Source organism: Bacillus sp. WC2507, from assembly GCF_052656125.1.
Genome location: NZ_JBQXPN010000001.1, coordinates 1,523,526 through 1,546,293 on the forward strand (window position 1 = coordinate 1,523,526; position 22,768 = coordinate 1,546,293).

General features: G+C 35.4%; 22 protein-coding genes and 2 pseudogenes. 20 read left to right on the forward strand and 4 right to left on the reverse strand.

Going from position 1 to position 22,768, the window contains the following annotated elements:
- Positions 1 to 476: 476 nt before the first annotated feature.
- From ACUN28_RS08210 to ACUN28_RS08220, 3 genes are read left to right on the forward strand one after another with little or no spacing between them, the layout of a single operon-like run.
- Entirely contained in the window at positions 477 to 752 is a 276-nt protein-coding gene (locus ACUN28_RS08210) for a helix-turn-helix domain-containing protein (protein WP_439874948.1), read from the forward strand.
- Positions 745 to 1,122 carry a phBC6A51 family helix-turn-helix protein gene (locus ACUN28_RS08215; RefSeq protein ID WP_445423363.1) on the forward strand — a complete coding sequence of 126 codons (378 nt, stop codon included), beginning with the start codon at positions 745 to 747 and terminating at the stop codon, positions 1,120 to 1,122. Before ACUN28_RS08210 ends, ACUN28_RS08215 begins: the two co-directional genes overlap by 8 nt.
- A 14-nt stretch (positions 1,123 to 1,136) precedes the next feature.
- The gene (locus tag ACUN28_RS08220) at positions 1,137 to 1,766 is read left to right on the forward strand and encodes a hypothetical protein (protein ID WP_445423364.1); all 630 of its coding nucleotides are present in this window, start codon (positions 1,137 to 1,139) and stop codon (positions 1,764 to 1,766) included.
- Between the two features lie 60 nt (positions 1,767 to 1,826).
- Here the strand turns inward: ACUN28_RS08220 and ACUN28_RS08225 are convergent, their stop codons facing one another.
- Both ACUN28_RS08225 and ACUN28_RS08230 read right to left on the reverse strand, forming a co-directional pair.
- Positions 1,827 to 2,042, reverse strand: coding sequence for a hypothetical protein (locus ACUN28_RS08225; protein ID WP_445423365.1), 216 nt, complete (start codon positions 2,040 to 2,042; stop codon positions 1,827 to 1,829).
- 296 nt (positions 2,043 to 2,338) lie between these two features.
- Positions 2,339 to 2,914 (reverse strand): recombinase family protein, encoded by a 576-nt coding sequence (locus tag ACUN28_RS08230; RefSeq protein WP_445423366.1) that lies wholly within the window; start codon positions 2,912 to 2,914, stop codon positions 2,339 to 2,341.
- A 1,402-nt stretch (positions 2,915 to 4,316) separates the two neighbouring features.
- On the opposite strand from ACUN28_RS08230, the gene ACUN28_RS08235 reads away from it, so the two are divergent.
- The 9 genes and pseudogenes from ACUN28_RS08235 to ACUN28_RS08275 all read left to right on the forward strand — a co-directional run bounded on the left by ACUN28_RS08235 (position 4,317) and on the right by ACUN28_RS08275 (position 12,288).
- Positions 4,317 to 4,499 (forward strand): hypothetical protein, encoded by a 183-nt coding sequence (locus ACUN28_RS08235; RefSeq protein WP_265996304.1) that lies wholly within the window; start codon positions 4,317 to 4,319, stop codon positions 4,497 to 4,499.
- Positions 4,500 to 4,598: 99 nt separating this feature from the next.
- Positions 4,599 to 5,540 carry a hypothetical protein gene (locus tag ACUN28_RS08240; protein WP_445423367.1) on the forward strand — a complete coding sequence of 314 codons (942 nt, stop codon included), beginning with the start codon at positions 4,599 to 4,601 and terminating at the stop codon, positions 5,538 to 5,540.
- A 241-nt stretch (positions 5,541 to 5,781) separates the two neighbouring features.
- Positions 5,782 to 6,123, forward strand: coding sequence for a hypothetical protein (locus ACUN28_RS08245; RefSeq protein WP_309422223.1), 342 nt, complete (start codon positions 5,782 to 5,784; stop codon positions 6,121 to 6,123).
- 221 nt (positions 6,124 to 6,344) lie between these two features.
- A complete protein-coding gene (locus ACUN28_RS08250; RefSeq protein WP_445423368.1) occupies positions 6,345 to 7,025 on the forward strand; it encodes a sigma-70 family RNA polymerase sigma factor in 681 nt (226 codons plus the stop codon).
- Between the two features lie 98 nt (positions 7,026 to 7,123).
- On the forward strand, positions 7,124 to 8,485 hold the full coding sequence (locus ACUN28_RS08255) for an ATP-binding protein (RefSeq protein WP_445423369.1): 1,362 nt from the start codon (positions 7,124 to 7,126) through the stop codon (positions 8,483 to 8,485).
- A 99-nt stretch (positions 8,486 to 8,584) separates the two neighbouring features.
- Positions 8,585 to 9,367 (forward strand): hypothetical protein, encoded by a 783-nt coding sequence (locus tag ACUN28_RS08260; RefSeq protein WP_445423370.1) that lies wholly within the window; start codon positions 8,585 to 8,587, stop codon positions 9,365 to 9,367.
- 171 nt (positions 9,368 to 9,538) lie between these two features.
- A pseudogene (locus ACUN28_RS08265) lies at positions 9,539 to 9,634 on the forward strand (sporulation initiation factor Spo0A C-terminal domain-containing protein); the annotation flags it as partial.
- A 335-nt stretch (positions 9,635 to 9,969) separates the two neighbouring features.
- Positions 9,970 to 10,490: pseudogene (locus ACUN28_RS08270) on the forward strand (PRK06770 family protein).
- 271 nt (positions 10,491 to 10,761) lie between these two features.
- Positions 10,762 to 12,288 carry a glycosyltransferase family 39 protein gene (locus tag ACUN28_RS08275; RefSeq protein ID WP_016086349.1) on the forward strand — a complete coding sequence of 509 codons (1,527 nt, stop codon included), beginning with the start codon at positions 10,762 to 10,764 and terminating at the stop codon, positions 12,286 to 12,288.
- Between the two features lie 187 nt (positions 12,289 to 12,475).
- Here ACUN28_RS08275 and ACUN28_RS08280 read toward each other — a convergent pair whose 3' ends face one another.
- Positions 12,476 to 12,622, reverse strand: a complete 147-nt coding sequence (locus ACUN28_RS08280) for a YycC family protein (RefSeq protein WP_001247671.1) — start codon at positions 12,620 to 12,622, stop codon at positions 12,476 to 12,478.
- 50 nt (positions 12,623 to 12,672) lie between these two features.
- Between ACUN28_RS08280 and ACUN28_RS08285 the strand changes: the two genes are divergently transcribed.
- Entirely contained in the window at positions 12,673 to 13,401 is a 729-nt protein-coding gene (locus ACUN28_RS08285) for a glycerophosphodiester phosphodiesterase (protein WP_445423371.1), read from the forward strand.
- Positions 13,402 to 13,450: 49 nt separating this feature from the next.
- Here ACUN28_RS08285 and ACUN28_RS08290 read toward each other — a convergent pair whose 3' ends face one another.
- Positions 13,451 to 13,684 carry a DUF2627 domain-containing protein gene (locus tag ACUN28_RS08290; RefSeq protein WP_016086351.1) on the reverse strand — a complete coding sequence of 78 codons (234 nt, stop codon included), beginning with the start codon at positions 13,682 to 13,684 and terminating at the stop codon, positions 13,451 to 13,453.
- Positions 13,685 to 13,820: 136 nt separating this feature from the next.
- Here ACUN28_RS08290 and ACUN28_RS08295 point away from each other — a divergent pair, with 136 nt between their 5' ends.
- The 7 genes from ACUN28_RS08295 to bfmBAB all read left to right on the forward strand — a co-directional run bounded on the left by ACUN28_RS08295 (position 13,821) and on the right by bfmBAB (position 22,766).
- Positions 13,821 to 15,893, forward strand: a complete 2,073-nt coding sequence (locus ACUN28_RS08295) for a sigma-54 interaction domain-containing protein (RefSeq protein WP_016086352.1) — start codon at positions 13,821 to 13,823, stop codon at positions 15,891 to 15,893.
- 195 nt (positions 15,894 to 16,088) lie between these two features.
- Entirely contained in the window at positions 16,089 to 16,988 is a 900-nt protein-coding gene (yqiS, locus tag ACUN28_RS08300) for a phosphate butyryltransferase (protein ID WP_016086353.1), read from the forward strand.
- Positions 16,989 to 17,022: 34 nt separating this feature from the next.
- Entirely contained in the window at positions 17,023 to 18,123 is a 1,101-nt protein-coding gene (locus ACUN28_RS08305; protein ID WP_016086354.1) for a leucine dehydrogenase, read from the forward strand.
- Between the two features lie 87 nt (positions 18,124 to 18,210).
- Entirely contained in the window at positions 18,211 to 19,314 is a 1,104-nt protein-coding gene (gene buk / locus ACUN28_RS08310) for a butyrate kinase (protein WP_000115778.1), read from the forward strand.
- 4 nt (positions 19,315 to 19,318) lie between these two features.
- Complete coding sequence (gene lpdA, locus ACUN28_RS08315; protein ID WP_016086355.1) at positions 19,319 to 20,740, forward strand: dihydrolipoyl dehydrogenase; 1,422 nt, start codon at positions 19,319 to 19,321, stop codon at positions 20,738 to 20,740.
- 27 nt (positions 20,741 to 20,767) lie between these two features.
- Complete coding sequence (gene bfmBAA, locus ACUN28_RS08320; RefSeq protein ID WP_000852549.1) at positions 20,768 to 21,769, forward strand: 3-methyl-2-oxobutanoate dehydrogenase subunit alpha; 1,002 nt, start codon at positions 20,768 to 20,770, stop codon at positions 21,767 to 21,769.
- Positions 21,770 to 21,782: 13 nt separating this feature from the next.
- Positions 21,783 to 22,766: a 3-methyl-2-oxobutanoate dehydrogenase subunit beta gene (gene bfmBAB, locus ACUN28_RS08325; protein WP_016086356.1), complete on the forward strand. Its 984-nt coding sequence runs from the start codon at positions 21,783 to 21,785 to the stop codon at positions 22,764 to 22,766.
- Positions 22,767 to 22,768: the final 2 nt, after the last annotated feature.

The window sequence follows — 22,768 nt, forward strand, 5'->3', positions numbered from 1 at the left end:
TAAACCGTTATTAAAAAACTTAATGCTTTAGCTTATAATCTTTTCTTTAATGAATAAGTTTGTCTATCTTACGATAAACCGTTATTAAAGATGAAAGATACAATTCGACCTTGCTTGTTTTTAAAACATAAAGAATAATTCTTAGTTCTAACAAACTAGGAAAAGAAATATTAGGGTATGACTTACGTATTTGTTGCTGTTAATTAAATAGTTTCCCTCCTTTGCCCGCGGTGCTTTGCCGTGGGTTTCTTTTTTGAAAATAAATATCCCAATTTGTCCAATTCTACTGGTAAAGCAAGGCGATAGAAGGTTATAAGGTTAGGGAAAGTTTTCTAGCTTCCCTTCCAATGCCAATCCTTTCAGATACAACTATTGGGTTGTATTCCTACCTAAAACGGGGCGTCGATATTCGGCGTCCTTTTTCTATTTCAAACAACAATCAAATCAAATTTCACATACATTATGGAGGTTATTTCATGGAAAACAATAAAGCGTTAGACATCATGTTACACGGCAAATCAATTAAGTTCTTTCGTTCTTTAAAAGGTGTGTCTTGCCGCGAACTAGCGGAGATTAGCGGCGTCAAACAATCATTACTTCACAAGTTCGAAACGGGTCGTCGCAACATTACTAAATTATCGAATTTCCGTATCATACGGGCATTACAAAGTATGGGGTTCGATTTAGATGAACTATTAGTCATTAACTTATATGTAATTCAAAAACATGGGGGTATCGTAACCAATGAGTAAGAAGTTAACGCAGCAACAACGCGACTTTGTAGAAGAAGCCTTTTATAGAAAAAGAAATTCTGAGAGTTACACCAATATTTCCAAATCACTGGGCATTAACAGACGTACGTTGTTCGGATACAGAGATTGTGAAGAAGGTCGTCAAATTGAAAAGGAATTGCGTCAGAAACTCATTGACCACGCGTTTGAAGAGATAATGGAGACCGTGATTGATAAAGCAAACAAAGGGTCGTTCCAACACGCAAAATTGTTTATGCAGGTTACTGGAAAATTGAAGAATGAAGAAGTTAACATGAAACAAGAATTGAACGTTACGAAAGAAATAACGCCCGATATCTACGCACAAATAGACGCGGCACTAAATTTATAGGGGGACATGGAATTATGGGAATTAAAACAACATTAGAACAAGCAAATGAGATTATTGAGAAGTACGAAGGTAAACGATTGGAGTTACAAAACCAACTGGTGAAATTGGATGAGGATATCCGTTACATGCAGGGCGAAGTAGAAGCCGATTTTCAGAACGCTGTAATGAATGGTGGCAGCGTTAACACACGATTAAAGAACGACCTTGATGCTTTGTTAGTTACACGCAGCCAAGTGGTGACCATGCTTCGTGATTTTGATGGGTTATTACAAAATGCGTTAACTGGACTTCGTGAAGAAGTGCAAAAGGAAACACAATCTATTGTAGATGGTATCCGTAATAGAGAAGCGGAACTTGAAAAGGAACTTAAAGATATTAAACTAACATATTTACAAAAGGTAGTTCAGTATCATGATGAATTTGGTGAAGGTGCATCTATATTATTGAAATACCGTCAGCTTAACGAACGTTTAGGGCTTCGTGAGGTCGATATCCGTGGGAATCATATTATTGATTTAGATAGTAGTGTTCAGCGTGGGAATCACTTTAAAGCACTTTTTGACCCTACCGTTAATGAAGTAGGGGACGCATTGTATATGGGGACACTTTCTCATGCAGCACAACAATATGCAAAACAAAAATAAAGAGAACATAGAAAAGGGCAAGCTTCGTGCTTGCCTTGTTTTTTATTAATCAAGAGTAATTTATTCTTTATTTTCCTTCTTCTTTTCTCCTTCTTCTATATTCCATTCATCGCCCCAGTAAATTTGAACTTCATCTTCTTCTCGCATGTTGTCATAGGCGGGAATTGTAACTTGAACACCTTCTCTTGCATCTTCTATATTAATTAATTCATCCGTGTCTGTGATTCTTGGAGGTGCTAATTCTGCTTTTGAATCATTTGATTTATCATTAGTCATTTTCATCTCTCCTCTTTTAAATAATTACTACATATCATCATATTATTTCTGTCTTATGTAAGTTTATACCTGTTTTATTGCCCAGTAGAAGTTAAGGCGTCGTTATCCAAGAAACCGCCCAAATACGCACTAAATATAGTTACAAAGAATGAGAATGAATCCCACAATAACCCGCGTCACTATTAGGTTTATGCGTTGTTCAGCTATTAATGAACAAAGGGTTCTGGGAATATATTCTAATAGATTATGATGTCGTAAAGCCATTACAAATTGGACATAAAAAAAGAATCCTGTTTTTACAGAATCCCTCTTTCCTTTGCAATTGCGTATAGCGATGACCGTGTTACATTATTTTCTTCGCATATCTGTTTAACCGTCTTCCCATTTGTTTTGCGGTTTGCTAGTTTCTCCAATGCTTCATTTAATCCTGGATTGTTATCATGGTATTTCTTCGGCTTCGTCTTGTACTTGCCGTTTGCCTTTGCAATTGCAATGCCCTCACGTTGACGTTCTAGCATTATCTCACGTTCGAATTCAGCAACGGATAGTAAAACATTCATAATTAGTTTAGATGTAGGAGAACCGTCGAATAAGCCCATATTAAGAATGTGTAATTTGATTCCTTTCGAAGTTAATTCTTCGATTAATTCAATGCCACCTTTAATTGTTCTAGCGATTCTATCAATCTTTGTAATGACCAAAGTGTCCCCCACTTTTAACGTAGAAAGCATTTCTTGTAATCCTTCACGGTGCATATCTTTTCCTGACTTCTTATCTTGGTATATTTTTGTAGCCCCTGCTTCTTCCAATGCTTTTAATTGTGCGTCTAAATTCTGTTCTACCGTACTAACTCTTGCGTATCCAATAATCATATGTAATGTCCTCCGGATGTCCTTTATTCTGTCCTAATTGTACAATTAGAAAATGGACATGTCAAACGGACTCTGAAAACCGCATGAAATCAACAAAGGACAGAGTGTCCGAAATCTCCTGCCCTAATGGACGTTCGGTAAATTAAAAGGGGCGGTGTTTTATATCCTTCTATGTTCTTGCAAGTTTGTGCGGCTACCTTTATTTTGAAGACGGGCTATTTTAAACAAGGGGCTACCGTTTCGAAGGGCGGTACTTATTTAATAGGGGGCATTTCTTTTAAGTGGACATAGAGGATAACGCCACACATCCATGACACGCACGTTATTGTTAAACGACAGGTATTGTATTAGGTAACATGAACACGTACGGCACAGACACACTTCACACATTCCTATTCACTGTTGTATACAATCCTTGTAGTACCAATATGAATGGATATGTATGTTGGTAGGTTACACGGCACAGCACCACCATACGATGCAATCACACGCATCTAACGTATGTATCGTTACCTCTATTACTTAACATGATTAGCACAATGAATCTTACGAACTGATAATGAATGTATGTTCATTGCTAGAAATGTTTTCAATTTGTATTAAGAATTTATCTTCATTCAAACCTTTCATCATTTCATCTATTTGAATTACTTTGTTTTGAATATTAATTTTCAATTTCTTCTTTCATTTTTCTTGATTCACGAATCTTCCTCAATCAATCAATCAATTAATTCAACAAAATATATTTGTAAATTTATAAGAAAACGAAAAGTCGATGGGGTATACGGGAGACGGGAGGTATATAGTGGGGGATACTAGCTGTCGAAAATACACAAAATAAAATAAGCCCAAGATAGGAAGCCGATAGCTGGTAAAAAAATTTACAACAAAAAATTATGCCGAAATGAGAATCTGTATCTTCATAGTTTCTTCCTATATTTTTGGGAGTGTTTTTGTTTTTTTTTGTATATAACGAATAAAGGAAAGCCTGTTGGAATCGTTTTTTTCTACTTTTTACGAATCACGATATGCATTACAAAAATGAACCGAAAGAAATTTCTTTGGATTGAAAAAAAGTAACACCACCAACACAAGCTTATCGAGTTATCATTGACGATTTTAACAGTGAAGTGTGTTTAAATGAAACGTTGACAAAGGCAAAAGAAAACTTCCCGAATTATGGTGCTTGGGTTAAAAAGTTTAATGAATAGGTAACACCCACCGTCACTAGTTGAAATTTAATAGGTAACGCCCTCCTTCCCTTGCCTAAATAGATATAGGTAACAGGTGGGGTGACTTGGATACCTTGAAATAGGTAACGGGCGGGGTGCTACTAAAAGAACTTAATAATTTAAAAGAATTTAAAGTAATAAAAGAATTAATTAAAAGAGGAAACATACCCATGATTGAATTAGGAGTTATTGCGGCTTTAATTGTCGGCGTCAATGAAATGATGAAACGCTTTTTACCGATATCTTCTGTTTTACTTGGTATTTTAGTAATGCTATTAATACACTGGTACCCTATTTCAGATTGTATTTTCATTCCGAAACTCTTAAAACGAACACTAGACATCTTAAAATAAAAATCTAAAATAATTACAATTTATGTGTCACGAAATGGATAATAAAAGACCAATAGAAAGTGTAAGGACAAAATCAAACACTTTCGGAGGAATTTTATTATGACAAATTTAATCAAAAATGAAGAAACATTTATTATCAACTCTAATGTTCGTGAATCTTATATGAATCGTGTGGACGTATTAGAAAAAGTGGAAGGATTATTACTTTTACCTAATATAGAAATGGCAACAACAAAGCAGGTTGCGGAGTTCTATGAGATAGAGGATAGTGTTATACGACATGTAATAAAAGAAAATAAAGAGGAACTATTACAAGATGGTTATAAAATAAATGTAGGTAAGGATTTAGCCCGTGAACTTATTTCACACGCTAAAGTTGAAAGGAAAAGAGGGCATATACTAATTAACGGTGAAATGAGACTTCCATATACCGAGGTGGCACTTTTCCCTAAACGTGCAATTTTGCGTGTCGGAATGCTATTACGAGACAGCCTTGTTGCAAAAGAAGTTCGTACTCAATTATTGAACATCGAAGAGAAAACGTCAGATGAGATTAAAGTCGCCGATATTAGCGAAGAACAAGCGTTACAAATTGCTGTGGGAAAAGCCCTAATGACGGGGGATATAAACGAATTGGCACATGCTTCTGAAAAGTTAATGGAGTTTAAAAATCGTCATATTACTGAAATGGAGAACAAGCTACAAGAACAACAAATGGTAATTAAAGTATTAGTGAAGGAGGAAGTTCAATATAAAACCCCTACAACACTTCTTCGTAAACTTGTTAATCATTACTCTGGAGTGGTTTACGGTACAATCAGTACCAATAAGGGTTGGATAGACCTTCGCCGTCATCTTGTAAATAAGTTGGAGAAAGGGATTAATTTGAAGTCTCGAAGAACTAACGCAAGAAGAAGCAATCCTAGGGCTTCATATATAAGTGTTATTAAAAAGGAAGAATTTAAAATTATTATTCCTACAATGGTAGGGATATGTGTGGGTAGTGGCGTGGACGTTTCTGATATTATGAAAGATGCTTAGAAATAAGAAAAAAGTCGCGATTTAATTCGTGGCTTTTATTACTTTAGGATGTTACTCTTCAAAAGTTTTTTGTTTTACCTTTTATATTTTGATATTTTCAATGGGTGAATTCAAGTGAAAATATACATGTAAACTTTATTAGAAGTGAAATTTTAAGGATAGGGTAGAATGGAGTAAATATTTAAGCTTAATATAGAGATGTATATACTATAAAAATATTAAAAATTGGTGGAGGCTAATTATGGAGAAAGTAATATATTGTAAGGTGGATTTTGAAGGATTAGGGGTAACACAAAAGGATTTTTATGAATGTATGATTAAAGAAGGATTAGGGACAGAACGTGAAACAATTGTACACATAATAAAAGATGATAATCCTAAAAGTGTAGAAAAATATATTCTAAGTGAAAATAATGCTTATATGATGAAGTTCTTGATAGATGAGGATTTAGCGGGTATGTTAGCGGGATATAGCTTGGAAGGGGTAGAAAAAGGGTTTACAACAATTGATGCATTTTCAAATAAGCTAAGAGAATTTATAAAATGTTGGTTAGAAGTAGAAGAACAGAATAGAGGAAGGTAAAAAGACGAGGACATTGTTCCTTGTCTTTTTTTATTTCAGTGCCGTCCGTCCATATAAATAATGATTTTTTAAGGTTTAGTGTCACGTTTTATGTGTGTAGAGACCAATAGAAAGGGAAGAGGTAGTTCCTTTCTCCTCTTAGACATTCATAAATACAACATTTTTTATGGTTTTGTCACAGTAAACTTTTAAAATTATAAAAATCAGTGAGGGACGGCAACATGGGATTGTACACAAGAGAAAAGAAAACACACATTCAAATACAGCAGGAAGATAAGCTAGAACGAATAAAGCGAATTTATGATGATAAAAAAGTAAAGCAGGTGCTTGCAGTAGAAAAGACATGGAATAAGTATGCTTTACTTCGATTGGAAGAAGGAGAGGATGCCTTCCATATCATTTTTAATGATTATTTAATAGGATGGTTCATTCAAACAACTCTCAATAAATTTGAAAATGCATGGAAAAATAAGCGGATTTATCGAGATGATTTTGGAAGTGTATTTTGGGAGAAGTTATGGCATGTATGTCGAGAACATTCATGGAACGATGAGTATTACTTATATGAAAAAGTCAGAAAATCGTTGGAGTGTACGGGCTACAACTTAGTAAAATCAAATTTAAGGACAGATAAAAGGAAAGTAAATCATCAAAACATTGACCTTGTTGAAGACTTAGAAAAAATTGATTCGCCGTTTCGAATTGAGGACGATGTAGAAATTAAACTATTAATCGAACGGTATTGTAATGATGTTGAAGTGAGTTTAATAACAACGTATATAGATAGTCCTCATTTATCATATAGAGACTTAGGGCGTTTACATGGTATAAATCATCCTGAAAGAGTGAGACGGATACTTGATTCTGCAAAGGGGAAGTTAAGAGAGGTTATTGGCTGGTGAAATTAGGTGTTTTTTAATAGGGATAAATCGATGATTTTTTGTTTACATGCTATATTAAGTTTAGGAATATTTTTACATAGAGGGGAGTAAAGGTAATCGTGTCAGTTAGTAAACATCAATTTTTTGAAATGTATGGAATAGGAAGAGAAGATGACCGATGGGATTTTAAAGAGGATTTACATGTAAAATCAAAGGAAAATTTTTATTCGTTTGTAAAAGATGTACTAGCTTTTTCTAATAGTGGTGGTGGGTATTTACTTTTGGGGGTAAAGGATAGGTCACTTGAATTGGTGGGCGTAAAAGAAGAGATAGATGAAGCAAATCTAGGCGAAAAAATTGAATCGACATTAGGTTATTCAATAAGGTTTAGTCTATTCTATTTTGAGTATGAACAAAAAGACAAAGTAATGCCACTTGGAATTATGTATATTCATGAGGGCGAAAAAATAAATGTATCACCAAGAACTTTAAATGGACCAAAAAAAGCAATTGTACAAGAAAATACAATATATGTGAGGAGAAATACGAGAAGTGTAAATGCTAACAGAGAAGACCTTGAAAAGATTGGGCATCGAATAAACAATGCTGGCGAATATAAATTTAAAGAATTGGATTTAATGATATTGAAACGTAATAAGGAACGTTCGGATTCGCTGGCAACAAGACTTGAAAAATATATTAAAGGCGAGTTTATTTTTACATCAAATGAATTTGCTTATAAGTTAAATGAACTTTATAGACATCAAGTCAAATATAATAAGTTAGAATTTGCAAGACTTTTAGGATTTGAAAATCATCGGATAGATGATTATTTTGAAGGGAAGCTATTTCCTACTTTAGAACATATTTTGAGGGCGACAACAATATTTAATTTACCATCAGATTATTTCTTTACGCCTACATTACATATGGAATATCCAATATGGCAAGAACCGCTTGTTAGCTATTGTATTATTGAGAAAATGAAGTATAAGGATGATTTGTTTCATTGTGAAAAAAATAAGTTTTTTAGTAGTGTCTTATGGCAATTAGCAGGGGGGATGAGAACATTTAGTGAATGGCTACATTCGGAAAGAATCCCTATACAGAGTATTGCTAATAACAAGCCGAAATATAAATATATAGATAATCGTTATCTGTATTCGTGCGTAAATTATATGAACGATATAGAGTTATACAACTTTAAAGTACATTTAGAAACTCAATATTATAAAGTACTGGAATACGCCCCTGATAGCAATAGAATAAATGGGGATTTAACCGTTGAGGAACAAATATTGAATACTTTAATTCAAATGAATACAGAACTCCTTTGCCGAATTATTACCGAAAGTATTAAAGAAATACAGGTGAATAACGGTGAAATTGAGGTTAAATTACATTTCTTTGAAGACATCATAAATGGAAAAGTTGTAGGGCGTAATTATTTACCAGATACTTTTACTTTGGAGTTTATATAAATAGTAAAGTTCATGTGTAAGTATATAGATTTTTAAATGTAATGCTTTTAAAAATAATATCTTCCTTATAATATAGGTTTTAGATATTATATATGGGGGATGAAGGATTTGAGTAACAGAAAAAAACCAAAGAATCGCCGAACAATTTGGACGTTTATGCCAAGAAATCAAGTAGGTCAAGTGATGATATCTGTTATGGCATTGATAGTTTCTATTAGTGCAGTAATAATAACAAGTAATACAAATAAACTTATGGAACAACAGATGGAAGTTACAAAAGCTGAAAAAAGACCTTTTATTAAATTTAAACAGAATTACGAATACGGTGAGAATGATTTTGAAAATAAAGAGATTTTAGCTATCCATAATGAAGGTGGACTAATGGAAGAGTTTCATTCCGATGTGCTTACTTTTTTTGATATTAGTATAAGGGATTATAGTAAAGATGAGGTAGAAAAGCATATTTTATTTCCGATACAAGGTTATTACAATGGATTTGCAACAGGGGCTTTGCAAAAGGAACTAGTTACGTATGAACATCAACATGTTAAAGGGAGGAAGGGCCAGAAGGTAGAGGAGGTAAGGAGAGAATTTTCGAAACTGAAGGAATCTCTTGAACAAAAACAAACAGCAAAAAGTAATACCAAGTTCGTGATAGGTGAAGCTGAATTTAAAACGTATTTTAAAGTGGAATATAAAGATATTTATGGTGAGAAGCAAGAACTTTATTATGAGATTATGAGTTCTGGTGCTTACAGGATGAGTGAAGAACAAGGTAAGGGTGCTTTTCAGAACATTGAATTACTTAGGACAGGGTTTTATATTGGAGATTTAAGTACAAGTAAACTATTAGATTATGTGGAAAAGAAAATGAAGGAATAACTATACAAAAAATAACATTTGTTAGGAAGGTTGATTCTTGGTTTAGTATTGAAGGTATTTTGGATAGATGATACAATTAAATTGAGATAAGCTATAAATTCCACACTTCTAACCAATAAATAGGAGTTTTTAATAATTGTTATGAAATATACAATGCCTTGATATAGCGTTGGTTATACAGTATCCATGTCAAAAGCAAAACCTACGAACTCTGAGTTCATCGCAATGGTTGCGGATAAGCTAAGACTTGAACATAAGGCTAGCTGAGAGTAAAAGTAGTAAGGGATTTAAGTTTTAGTAAAGCTTAATCATTCTTTAAATTTATACTCCATATTAAATTTAAAACTAATGAACTTTTTATTTAATGACCAATGAATGTTAGAATTCGTTGGTCTTTTTATTTTGTTGAAAAAAAGAGGGGAAGTAATATCAATTTTATTGAAATTATTTTGGTAGATGAAAATGGCTTGTTTGATATTATGGAAAATAAATCCTGTTTTTAGTAATGTTACATATAAGTGAGTTTTTTATAAGACCATTAAATAGGTATACATAGGGAGACGGAAAATAAAATATTAACTTGGCTAGGAATAGTAGCAGCTATGGGAGTTCTTGCTGTTGCGGTTACATTTGGAATGTTAGAACTTGCCGATAATCCAGTAGATAAAGAAGTGAGTGCTCAAATAGATAAAAAAGAAGATCTGACGATAGTAGGTAGAGAGGTAGATGGAGTCTTTGTTGATGTGTATGTTACTGAAAATTCTACTGAAAGCGAAGTTATTACAGCGATGCATCACATGACTCATCAAAAAGTAGTGGCAGAACGAAAATCGGGATTTATCCCAATGGTTCAAAATAATGCTGAAAAATTAAAAAAATCATAAATAAGAGTAGCTTTGCGAAGAGAAATGAGCTTTTAGCAATTGCTGATAGATGGGCGAAAAAAGACGTTAGTCAAATTGTAGAAGATCACAATTATTTCTCGGATGCTCAAGAAGGTAACACTTGTAAAGCTACTAGAGAAATGGATGCGATAGAAGAGCAATATTATATTTTAACTACATTCGGGGAGGAAAAAGCGAAAGAACTATACAATTCAGGAGACGCGCCACATGTGCAATAAAATGAGCCTTTAATTAGTAGAGGCCCATCCTGCACTTAACGTCCTTGCCAAATTGTGAGCCGGGATTTTTAATGTCTGTAAATAGTGAGATAAATTATAGAGTATTTAGAAGCTTTCTTTTAGGGAGCTCTTTTTATTTACTTCGATACATATTTATATAGAAAAATGCAGTGGAAATAAGGATATGTACAAGAAATACGTGGGTTGGACATCATCATCTCTATAACGTATTATTGATTGGGAAAAGTTAAAGATATAGGAGAATGGATGAATGACTTTTAAAAAAATAGTGAATCGAGCTTACCCAATCATTGTTATGACGGTGTTTTTAGCTATATTTTCAATGATAGTAAGTAAATTTTTTATCCCGAAAACAATATTGATGAGTGGTGAATTTCCTTATCCCACTGAGGAGTATACTCCAAAAAAAGTCGGTGCTGTTATAGCGGCGACGTTGCTTTTATTTGCACTCTTCTTTATGTATTATAAATGGGTTATTAATAAAATGAAAAGAACGTACACAAATATTATGATTGCTTTAGGTATCATAATCATTTTGATGATGGAAATAATTATTACTTCCATAGCATTTAACCCTGTTGTAGGGGATTATGCCATCCTTAAACAAGGGATTGTCTCTGTGTTTAATGGAGATAATCAATTTTTAGAAATGGGGCAGCTTCTATTTTATCCATATAATACACATATTGTATTATTAGGAGGATATTTTGCTAAATTGGTAGGAAGCGTAGATTTAGCGATAAAAATATTACCAATAGTGTGTATAACAGGTAGTATTATTTTCAATGTATTGATTGTAAGAAAAATTACAAATTTTAAAGTTGCTCACATATCGATCGTGTTATCTGTGCTAAATATTTTTATATATTGGCAGGCGCCAGTTTTCTATACACATACATTAGTAATATTTTTTATTTCAGCAACGATGTATACATATTTGTGCTTGAAAACGGCGGAAACCAAAAGAATGAAGATTATTTTATGGATTTTATTAGGGGTTTTTGCAGCTTGTACTTATATTATAAGACCGACAGCATTAGCCGTAGCGTTAGCGATTTTAATTGAAAATATTTTTAAGTTTCGTAAGGAATATTCTGTAAAGGTGTTAAGTAGTGTTTTATTTTGTTTAATTCTTATTATAAGTTTTAAAGGTATAACGACAAAGCTAAATCTCAGTACCGATAATGAAATTGAAAAAATTCCATTCACTCATTGGGTGAAAATGGGTCTGAACAAAGATACGTATGGTGTGTGGAATCAGGCAGATGCAGATTATATTGATGATGAAAATATAAAGAATACGAAGGATTTGAATGAACACAATAAAGAAGTTATAGTGCAGCGTTTCAGTGAACTTGGTGTAACGGGTTATGTACAACATTTAAATGAAAAAATAACTAGAGAATGGGTATCGAGCCAGTTCTCTATGTACCGTATTGGACAATGGTTTGAGCAGAAGAACGACACTGTAACTAATTACGTATCGAACTATAGTACAACGAATTATAAAATCGTTACTGTATATTCGTATATTATCAAATTATTCGTTTATGTAGCTGTTCTGGCAGCTATTATTCTTTATAAAAAGAAAGATGAAAATGAATCGGAAGTTATACGAATTGCGATGATTAGTACGTTAGGGGTATTTACTTTCTTGTTACTATGGGAAACAGCTCCTCATTATACTTATGAGGCATTTGCATTTATGAATATTCCAGCTTCTTTAGGATTGTATAAATTGTTTATGATTTTTAACAAAGAAAAGAAAAATGCATAATTTGAGTAACTGAAACGAGTAGTAAGAAACCCCCTCTTTTATTAAAAGAGGGGGTTTCATTTAATTGACTATAAATATTTGAAAAAAGATTAAATGGAATCATAGTATATCCGTTAAAGGATTTTAGCGGGGAAGTCATACGTGATATAATAGAGAATAATAAAAAGTCCTGCAAAACAGGACTGTATTATTCTTCGTCTTTATTTTGTTTTTCTAATTCAACTAACTTTTGAATTAAAATGTGCTGCGGCATATGCATAAGTTGTTCAAGTGGAACACCTAATGCTTTTGATAGGCGGACTGCAGTGTCTGGAGAAATTTGTAATGGTCTCATAGAAGTACCTCCTTTTTCGTATAGTATAGCATAAGATTGGGGGAGTGAGGATGACTCTTATATTTGCACATCGTGGTGCAGCGGGAACATACCCAGAAAATACAATGATTTCATTTGAAGCAGCTGAATCTTTTAGAGCAGATGGAATTGAACTTGATGTTCAATTAACGAAAGACGGAAAGGTTGTCGTCATTCATGATGAAACAGTGAACAGGACAACAAATGGAAAAGGTGCGGTTCGAAATTATTTATATGAGGATTTATGTAAATTAGATGCGAGCTATAAATTTGGTGATAAAGTAGGTTTTTGTAAAATACCTCTTTTAGAAGAGGTGTTAGAATGGATTGAAAAAACACAGTTGCTACTTAATATTGAACTTAAAAATAATAAATTTCCATACAGAGGTTTAGAGGAAGAAGTTATAACGCTTGTACGGAAATTTAGTCTAGAAGATCGTGTTATATTTTCTTCATTTAATCACTACAGTATGAAACGGTGTCATATGATGGCTCCTGATATTCAAACAGCGATTTTATATCGCGAAGGTTTGCATAGTCCGTGGGCATATGCGAAAAAAATGGGCGCTACAGCAGTGCACCCTAATTATCGTTACCTTCAAGATGCTGTTGCTAAACTAACGATGGAAAGTGATGTAGAGGTTCGGCCCTATACCATTAATGAAGAAACACTTATGCGTAAATATTTTGATATGAATATTTCGGCGATTATTACTGATTACCCTGAAACGGCAAGAATGTTATTGCCAATAAAAAAATGAGACCGCGTGTAACGGTCTCATTTTTTTATTTATAAATAGTGGGGCCTGCCTATCTTCTAAAGCGAGCTTGTACTTTATTTCGTTTGCGGTCTCGGTGTAAGACGAAGCCGCCAAAGATATAAAACCCGAGCCCGAAGCAAAGGGCGCCAATTAAAAATTGTAACGAGAGTATAGAGAGTGGAGGAAATAGAATCCCGAATACAGTATCTCTCATTAACTTAATGCCAAACACAGCTAATGAAATAGGGATGAGTGCTAATAATAGAGCAAGGTAACGCTGCATATAAACTCTCCTTTTCAGATTATTTCGTTTATTTTAATGATGTTATATGAAAAGGGGGTTTGTCAAGAGGGGGCTGAACGAGTAAGATAAGGGTGTGAAAAATTTTGCAGAGATACTTCGAGAGGAAGTGTAACATATGAAACAAAAAGTTTTAATTGTTGGTGCAGGTGAAGGTGGCAGTACACTACTGAATCTGTTGCAAAGTTCGAATATATTTCAAATTATAGGGATTATTGATATAAATCCGATAGCAACAGGGTTACAAATGGCTAAAGAATATGGGGTTACAATTGGAGAGAGTGTAACTCCGTTTCTTTCTATGCACATTGATGTAATGTTTGATATGACAGGTGACGCTGATTTACATAAAGATTTATTAAAGAAAAAGCATAAAGATACTCTTCTTATACCAGGTGATATTGCGAAAATTGTAACGAGATTAGCACATGAGAAGGAAGATTTAATTGGAAAGTTAGAAGAACAAACGCAGCAAGGTGATTTAATTTTAAATTCTACGCATGACGGTATGATTGTAATCGATCGAGAGGGACAAGTTCGCCTATTTAATAAAAGTGCAGAGCGTATTATCGGGTATAAAAAAGAAGATGCAATAGGGAAATATATTTTAGAAGTTATTCCAACCAGTAAGTTGCTTCGTATTATACGTACGAAACAAATAGAAGTAAATTATGAACTGACATTAGAGAATGAAAAGAAAATTATTACAACACGTATTCCGATATTAAAAGAGGGAGGAGAGGTACAAGGGGCATTTGCGATTTTTAAAGATATAACAGAAGTTGTAGATCTTGCGGAAGAAGTTACAGATTTAAAAGAGGTTCAAACGTTACTTGAGGCGATTATCAACTCGTCTGAGGAAGCAATTTCAGTCGTGGATGAAAAAGGAAGAGGATTAGTAATTAACCCTGCGTATACGAAATTAACAGGTTTAACAGAAGAGGACATTATTGGGAAGCCGGCTACAACCGATATTGTAGAAGGTGAAAGTATGCATATGAAAGTACTTCGAACGCGTAGGGCGGTACGAGGTATACATATGAAGATTGGACAAAAGAAGCGTGATGTAATTGTAAACGTAGCGCCAGTTATAGTGGATGGGATATTGAAAGGAAGCGTCGGTGTAATTCGTGATGTATCGGAAATTCAAAAGTTAACAAATGAATTGAATAGAGCAAGGCAAATTATCCGAACGTTAGAAGCGAAATATTCATTTGATGATATTGTCGGAAATTCAGATGAAACAACAGCCGCTATTGAACAGGCGAAACTTGGAGCAAATACACCAGCAACAGTGTTACTACGCGGAGAGTCCGGGACAGGTAAAGAATTGTTTGCGCATGCAATTCACAATGGAAGTAATCGAAAATATAATAAATTCGTTCGTGTAAACTGTGCGGCTATTTCGGAGACGTTGTTAGAAAGTGAATTATTCGGTTATGAGGAAGGTGCATTTTCTGGAGCGAAAAGAGGCGGGAAACGTGGTTTCTTTGAGGAAGCGAACAATGGAAGTATTTTTTTAGATGAAATAGGAGAGCTATCTGCAAATACGCAAGCGAAGCTCCTTCGAGTACTGCAGGAAAAAGAGATTGTAAAAGTTGGTGGAACGAAAGCGATACCTATTAATGTGAGAGTAATCGCAGCGACGCATGTGAATTTAGAAAAGGCAATTCTAGAAGGGGAGTTTAGGGAGGATTTATATTATCGATTAAATAAAATCCCGATTCAAATCCCGTCTCTTCGTCAACGTAAGGGGGACATACCATCGATTGCAGAAAGGTTAATTCAAAAAATTAACCAAGATTATGGCCGGAATGTAGAAGGGCTTACTGATTCAGCGGTTTCGTATTTACAATCATATGAATGGCCAGGAAATGTAAGGGAACTTGAGAATATTTTAGGACGAGCTATTATCTTTATGAATTATAACGAGATATATATTGATGTACATCATTTACCACCTTTACATAAAGAAGAGCAGACGGAGTTAAAACAAAATAACTTATTACCGGAATTAGAAGAAAAGCCACTTGAACATTTAGTGACAGAGTTTGAAGGGAATATCATTCATGAATATTTAGAGAGATTTGATGGGAATAAAACAAAAACTGCAAGAGCATTAGGAATTTCAGTTCGAAATTTATATTACAAGCTAGAAAAGTATGACCATGCAAAAAATAGCATGCAATAAATTGCGTACCATGCAATTTATTGCATGGTATACAAAATGCGACAAATAAAGACAGAATGTTTTGTTATTTTCCAAAGTATTGATTTTACTGCATTTTGAATGCGTTTTCATTATTGGTAAGACCACTTTTAAAAGTTGGCACGGTATTTGCTTTATAAATAGACGAGGGACGACGGAAAGGGTTGATTACAAAATATGAAGTTAGAACACTTAATTGATCAAGCAGCAGGACAGCCTAAAAAAACTGTGGCTGTAGCAGTAGCTGAAGATCATGAAGTAATTGAAGCTGTAGCGAAAGCAATTAAATTACAGCTAGCTCAATTTCGTCTATATGGAAATCAAGAAAAAATAATGGGGATGTTACAAGAACATGGTTTACAAACTTCAGAACATATTGAAGTGATTGCAGCACAGTCAAGTGCTGAGGCTGCAGAACTTTCTGTTAAAGCTGTAAGAAATGGCGAAGCAGATGTGCTTATGAAGGGGAACATCCCAACAGCAAATATTTTGAAAGCTGTATTAAATAAAGAGTGGGGACTTCGTAAAGGTAGCGTACTTTCACACGTTGCAGCATTTGAAGTTCCAAATTACGATCGTCTGATTTTTGTTACAGATGCAGCGATGAACATTGCACCTGATGTAACACAAAAAGCTGCTATTATACAGAATACTGTAGAAGTTGCCCAGGCAATAGGAATGGATTTGCCAAAGGTAGCACCAATTGCAGCGGTAGAGGTTGTTAATCCTGCGATGCAAGCGACAATTGATGCAGCGATGTTAACTCAAATGAATCGCCGCGGACAAATTAAAAATTGTGTCGTTGATGGACCACTTGCTTTAGATAATGCAGTATCACAAATTGCAGCAGAACATAAAGGCATAGTAAGTGATGTAGCAGGTAAGGCAGACATTTTACTCGTCCCAACGATTGAAGCTGGAAATGTGCTATATAAATCACTCGTATACTTTGCAGATGCAAAAGTAGGAGCAATGATTGCTGGCGCAAAAGCACCGATTGTTTTAACATCTCGTGCTGATTCAGCAGAAACAAAAGTATATTCATTAGCATTGGCAGTTGCGACTGCTTCAAAATAAACCAAATAGGGTAAAACACTAGGGGGAAACGACAATGACATTAGAAATCTTCGAATACTTAGAAAAATATGATTATGAGCAAGTAGTATTTTGTCAAGATAAAGAATCTGGTTTAAAAGCAATCATTGCAATTCATGATACAACACTTGGACCGGCTCTTGGTGGAACAAGAATGTGGACATATGATTCTGAAGAAGCGGCGATTGAAGATGCATTGCGTCTTGCAAAAGGGATGACATACAAAAACGCAGCAGCTGGCTTAAACTTAGGTGGTGCGAAAACAGTAATTATCGGTGATCCACGTAAAGATAAGAGCGAAGCGATGTTCCGTGCATTAGGACGCTACATTCAAGGACTAAACGGACGTTACATTACAGCTGAAGATGTTGGTACAACAGTAGATGATATGGATATTATCCACGAAGAAACTGACTTTGTAACAGGTATTTCACCATCATTCGGTTCTTCTGGTAACCCATCTCCAGTAACTGCATACGGTGTTTATCGTGGTATGAAAGCAGCTGCGAAAGAGGCTTTCGGTACTGATAATTTAGAAGGAAAAGTAATTGCTGTTCAAGGCGTTGGTAACGTAGCATATCACCTATGCAAACATTTACATGCTGAAGGAGCAAAATTAATCGTTACAGATATTAATAAAGAAGCTGTACAACGCGCGGTAGAAGAATTCGGTGCATCAGCAGTTGAGCCAAATGAAATTTACGGTGTTGAATGTGATATTTACGCACCATGTGCATTAGGCGCAACAGTTAATGACGAAACTATTCCACAACTTAAAGCAAAAGTAATCGCAGGTTCTGCAAATAACCAATTAAAAGAAGATCGTCACGGCGACATGATTCATGAAATGGGTATTGTATACGCACCAGACTATGTTATTAATGCAGGTGGCGTAATTAACGTAGCAGACGAATTATATGGATACAATAGAGAACGTGCACTAAAACGTGTCGAGTCTATCTATGACACAATTGCAAAAGTAATCGAAATCTCAAAACGCGATGGCATAGCAACTTATGTAGCAGCAGATCGTCTAGCTGAAGAGCGCATTGCAAGCTTGAAAAACTCTCGTAGCACATACTTACGCAACGGTCACGATATTATTAGCCGTCGCTAATCATTCATATATAACTTTTACAAAAGGTGTGGTTACCTCTTATGAGGTTTCCACTTCCTTTTAAATTTATTAGTGGAGGTAGCAACATTGTCTGTAAATCGAATTCTTGTTATTAACCCAGGTAGTACATCCACAAAAATTGGTGTTTTTGATAATGAAAGACCTGTTCTAGAAGAAACGATTCGTCATGACGTAGAACAGATTGGAAAATATAAGCGAATTATCGACCAATATGAGTTTCGTAAAGAAACGATTTTAGAAGTTCTACATTCTCATGGTATTAACATTTCAAAATTAAACGCTGTTTGTGGGCGTGGTGGATTACTTCGTCCAATCGAAGGCGGTACGTATACAGTAAACGATGCAATGTTAGAAGATTTGAAAAATGGGTTTAGTGGTCATCACGCTTCAAATCTCGGAGGCATTTTAGCTTATGAAATTGCTTCGGGATTAAATATTCCTGCATTCATTGTGGATCCTGTCGTTGTAGATGAAATGGAGCCGATTGCTCGTATAAGCGGTATTGCTGGCATGGAACGCAAAAGTATCTTCCATGCATTAAATCAAAAAGCAGTTGCTCGTAAAGTAGCTGACCAATTAAATCACAAATACGAGGATTTAAATTTATTAGTTACACATATGGGCGGCGGTATTACAGTTGGTGCTCATAAAAAAGGAAAAGTTATCGATGTAAATAATGGCTTAAACGGAGAAGGACCATTTAGCCCAGAGCGTGCTGGTACAGTACCAGTAGGACAGCTAGTTGAAATGTGTTTCTCTGGTGAGTATTACCGAGACGAAATGGTGAAACAGCTTGTCGGACAAGGTGGACTTGTAAGTCTAATCGGTACAAATGATGCAATTAAAGTAGAGCAAATGGTTGAAAAAGGTGATCCTGAAGCAACTCTTATTTATAAAGCAATGGCATATCAAGTTGCAAAAGAAATTGGCGGAGCTAGTGCTGTGCTTCACGGGAAAATCGATGCAATCGTATTAACTGGTGGACTTGCGTACAGTAAAATTCTTGTTGATGAAATAAAAGAACGAGTGGACTGGATTGCAGATGTTATCGTACATCCAGGGGAAGATGAGTTAGAAGCGTTAGCAGAAGGAGCACTTCGTGTATTACGTGAAGAAGAAGCGGCGAAAGAGTATGTTGTAAGAGAAAAACAAACAGTAGCTAGGGGTTGAGATAATGGCAAGAGAATATGATTTAGTCATCGTTGGCGGCGGTACTGGTGGATATGTTGCTGCTATTCGTGCATCACAACTAGGTTTAAAAACTGCACTTGTTGAAAAAGAAAATCTTGGTGGTACTTGTTTACACAAAGGATGTATTCCTAGTAAAGCCCTTTTACGTAGTGCGGAAGTATTCGCAACTGCTAAAAAAAGCGAAGAGTTCGGGGTTATTGCAAGTAATGTAGAACTAAACTTTGCGAAAGTGCAAGAGCGTAAAGAGAAGATTGTAACGCAACTTCATAAAGGCGTTCAACACTTAATGAAACAAGGTAAAATTGATGTGTTTGAAGGTATTGGCCGTATTCTTGGCCCATCTATTTTCTCTCCGATGCCAGGGACAATTTCAGTTGAACTTGCAAGTGGAGAAGAGAATGAAATGTTAATTCCAAAAAATGTACTTGTTGCAACAGGTTCTCGTCCGAATTCATTACCAGGTTTAGAATTAGACGGAGAGTACGTAATGTCTTCTGATCATGCCCTAAAAATGGAAACGCTTCCTAGCTCGATTATTATCGTTGGTGGCGGTGTAATCGGTATTGAGTGGGCATCTATGCTTGCTGACTTCGGTGTAGAAGTTACAGTATTAGAGTATGCGAAAACGATACTACCACTAGAAGATCAAGACGTTTCAAAAGAAATGCAACGTCTATTCAAGAAAAAAGGTATTAAAGTGGTAACTGGTGCAAAAGTATTACCAGAAACATTGGTAAAAGATAATGGAGTAACAATTCAAGCTGAACATAACGGTGAGAATAAAGAATTTAAAGCAGAAAAAATGCTTGTATCTGTAGGAAGACAAGCTAATACGCAAAATATTGGTTTAGAGAATACGGATATCGTTGTGGAAAAAGGATACATTCAAACAAATGAGTTTTATCAAACGAAAGAATCGCATATTTACGCAATCGGTGATGTAATCGGTGGCTTACAGCTTGCTCACGTTGCTTCTCATGAAGGAATTGTTGCAGTAGAACATATTGCTGGTAAAGAAGTTACACCAATTGATTATTCTATGGTATCAAAATGCGTATATAGCAGTCCAGAAGTTGCTTCTGTCGGTTTAACAGAACAAGAAGCGAAAGAAAAAGGCTATAAGTTAAAGGTAGGTAAATTCTCATTCCGTGCAATCGGAAAAGCACTTGTATATGGCGAATCTGATGGCTTTGTAAAACTTGTAGTTGATGAAGAAACAAATGACATTCTTGGTGTTCATATGATTGGACCGCATGTAACAGATATGATTTCTGAAGCGGGTCTTGCAAGAGTACTTGATGCAACACCTTGGGAAGTAGCACATACAATTCATCCGCATCCATCATTATCTGAGGCGATTGGTGAAGCAGCATTAGCTGTAGATGGAAAAGCGTTACACGCATAAAAATGTGGATTTAGGAGGTTATGAAAAATGGCAGAAGTAAAAGAAAAGCGCCATGAAGAGCTTGGCTTAAGTGATGAGCAAGTATTAGAAATGTTCCGTACGATGTTACTTGCACGTAAAATCGACGAACGTATGTGGTTATTAAACCGTGCTGGTAAAATTCCATTCGTAATTTCTTGTCAAGGACAAGAGGCTGCGCAAGTTGGAGCGGCGTTCGCTCTTGATAGAGAGAAAGATTATGCATTACCATACTACCGTGATATGGGTGTTGTACTAGCATTTGGTATGACAGCTAAAGAGCTTATGTTGTCTGCTTTCGCGAAAGCTGGAGATCCAAACTCTGGTGGCCGTCAAATGCCTGGTCACTTCGGTCAAAAGAAAAATCGTATTGTGACAGGATCATCTCCAGTAACAACACAAGTACCACATGCAGTTGGTATTGCATTAGCTGGAAAAATGGAGAAGAAAGATTTAGTAACGTTTGTTACATTTGGAGAAGGTTCTTCAAACCAAGGTGACTTCCATGAAGGGGCAAACTTTGCTGGTGTACACAAACTACCTGTTATTTTCATGTGTGAAAATAATAAATACGCAATCTCTATTCCAGTTGAAAAACAATTAGCATGTAAAAACGTATCAGATCGTGCAATTGGTTACGGTATGCCTGGATATACAATAGACGGAAACGATCCGCTTGCAGTATATAAAGCTGTAAAAGAAGCGGCAGACCGCGGCCGTCGTGGTGAAGGCCCAACTTTAATTGAAACAGTATCATATCGTTTAACAGCGCATTCTAGTGATGACGATGATCGTGTTTATCGTGATAAAGAAGAAGTTGAAGAAGCAAAGAAAAAAGATTCAATTATAACATTTGCAGCTTATTTAAAAGAAGCTGGCGTGTTAACTGAGGAATTTGAAAAACAAATGTTAGACGAAATTATGCATATCGTAAATGAAGCAACAGAATATGCAGAAAATGCTCCGTATGCAGCACCTGAAGATGCATTGAAGCACGTATACGCAGAATAGGGGGGAACGTTTCATGGCTGTAATGTCTTATATTGATGCTATTACATTAGCAATGCGCGAAGAAATGGAACGCGATGAGAAAGTATTCGTTTTAGGAGAAGATGTTGGTAAAAAAGGTGGCGTATTTAAAGCGACACACGGTTTGTATGATCAATTTGGTGAAGATCGTGCGCTTGATGCACCGCTTGCAGAATCTGCAATTGCTGGGGTAGCAATTGGTGCGGCAATGTATGGTATGCGTCCAATCGCTGAAATGCAGTTTGCAGATTTCATCATGCCAGCAGTAAACCAAATTGTTTCTGAGGCAGCAAAAATTCGTTATCGTTCTAATAACGATTGGACTTGTCCAGTTACAATTCGTGCGCCATTTGGCGGCGGTGTTCACGGTGCATTGTATCATTCACAATCTGTGGAAGCGATGTTTGCAAACCAACCAGGTTTAAAAATTGTTATCCCTTCTACACCATATGATGCAAAAGGCTTATTAAAAGCAGCAATTCGTGATGAAGATCCAGTATTATTCTTTGAGCATAAACGTGCATATCGCTTAATTAAAGGTGAAGTGCCAGAGGATGATTACGTATTACCAATTGGAAAAGCAGATGTAAAACGCGAAGGTGATGATATTACTGTTATCACGTACGGATTATGTGTTCACTTTGCACTTCAAGCAGCTGAAAAGTTAGCGCAAGATGGCATCTCTGCACACGTTCTTGATTTACGTACTGTATATCCATTAGATAAAGAAGCAATCATTGAAGCAGCTTCTAAAACAGGTAAAGTTCTTCTTGTAACAGAAGACAATAAAGAAGGAAGTATTATGAGTGAAGTGGCAGCAATTATTGCTGAAAACTGTCTGTTTGATTTAGATGCGCCAATCGCACGACTTGCAGGTCCAGACGTGCCAGCAATGCCATATGCACCAACAATGGAAAAATTCTTTATGGTAAATCCAGATAAAGTTGAAAAAGCAATGCGTGAACTTGCGGAATTTTAATC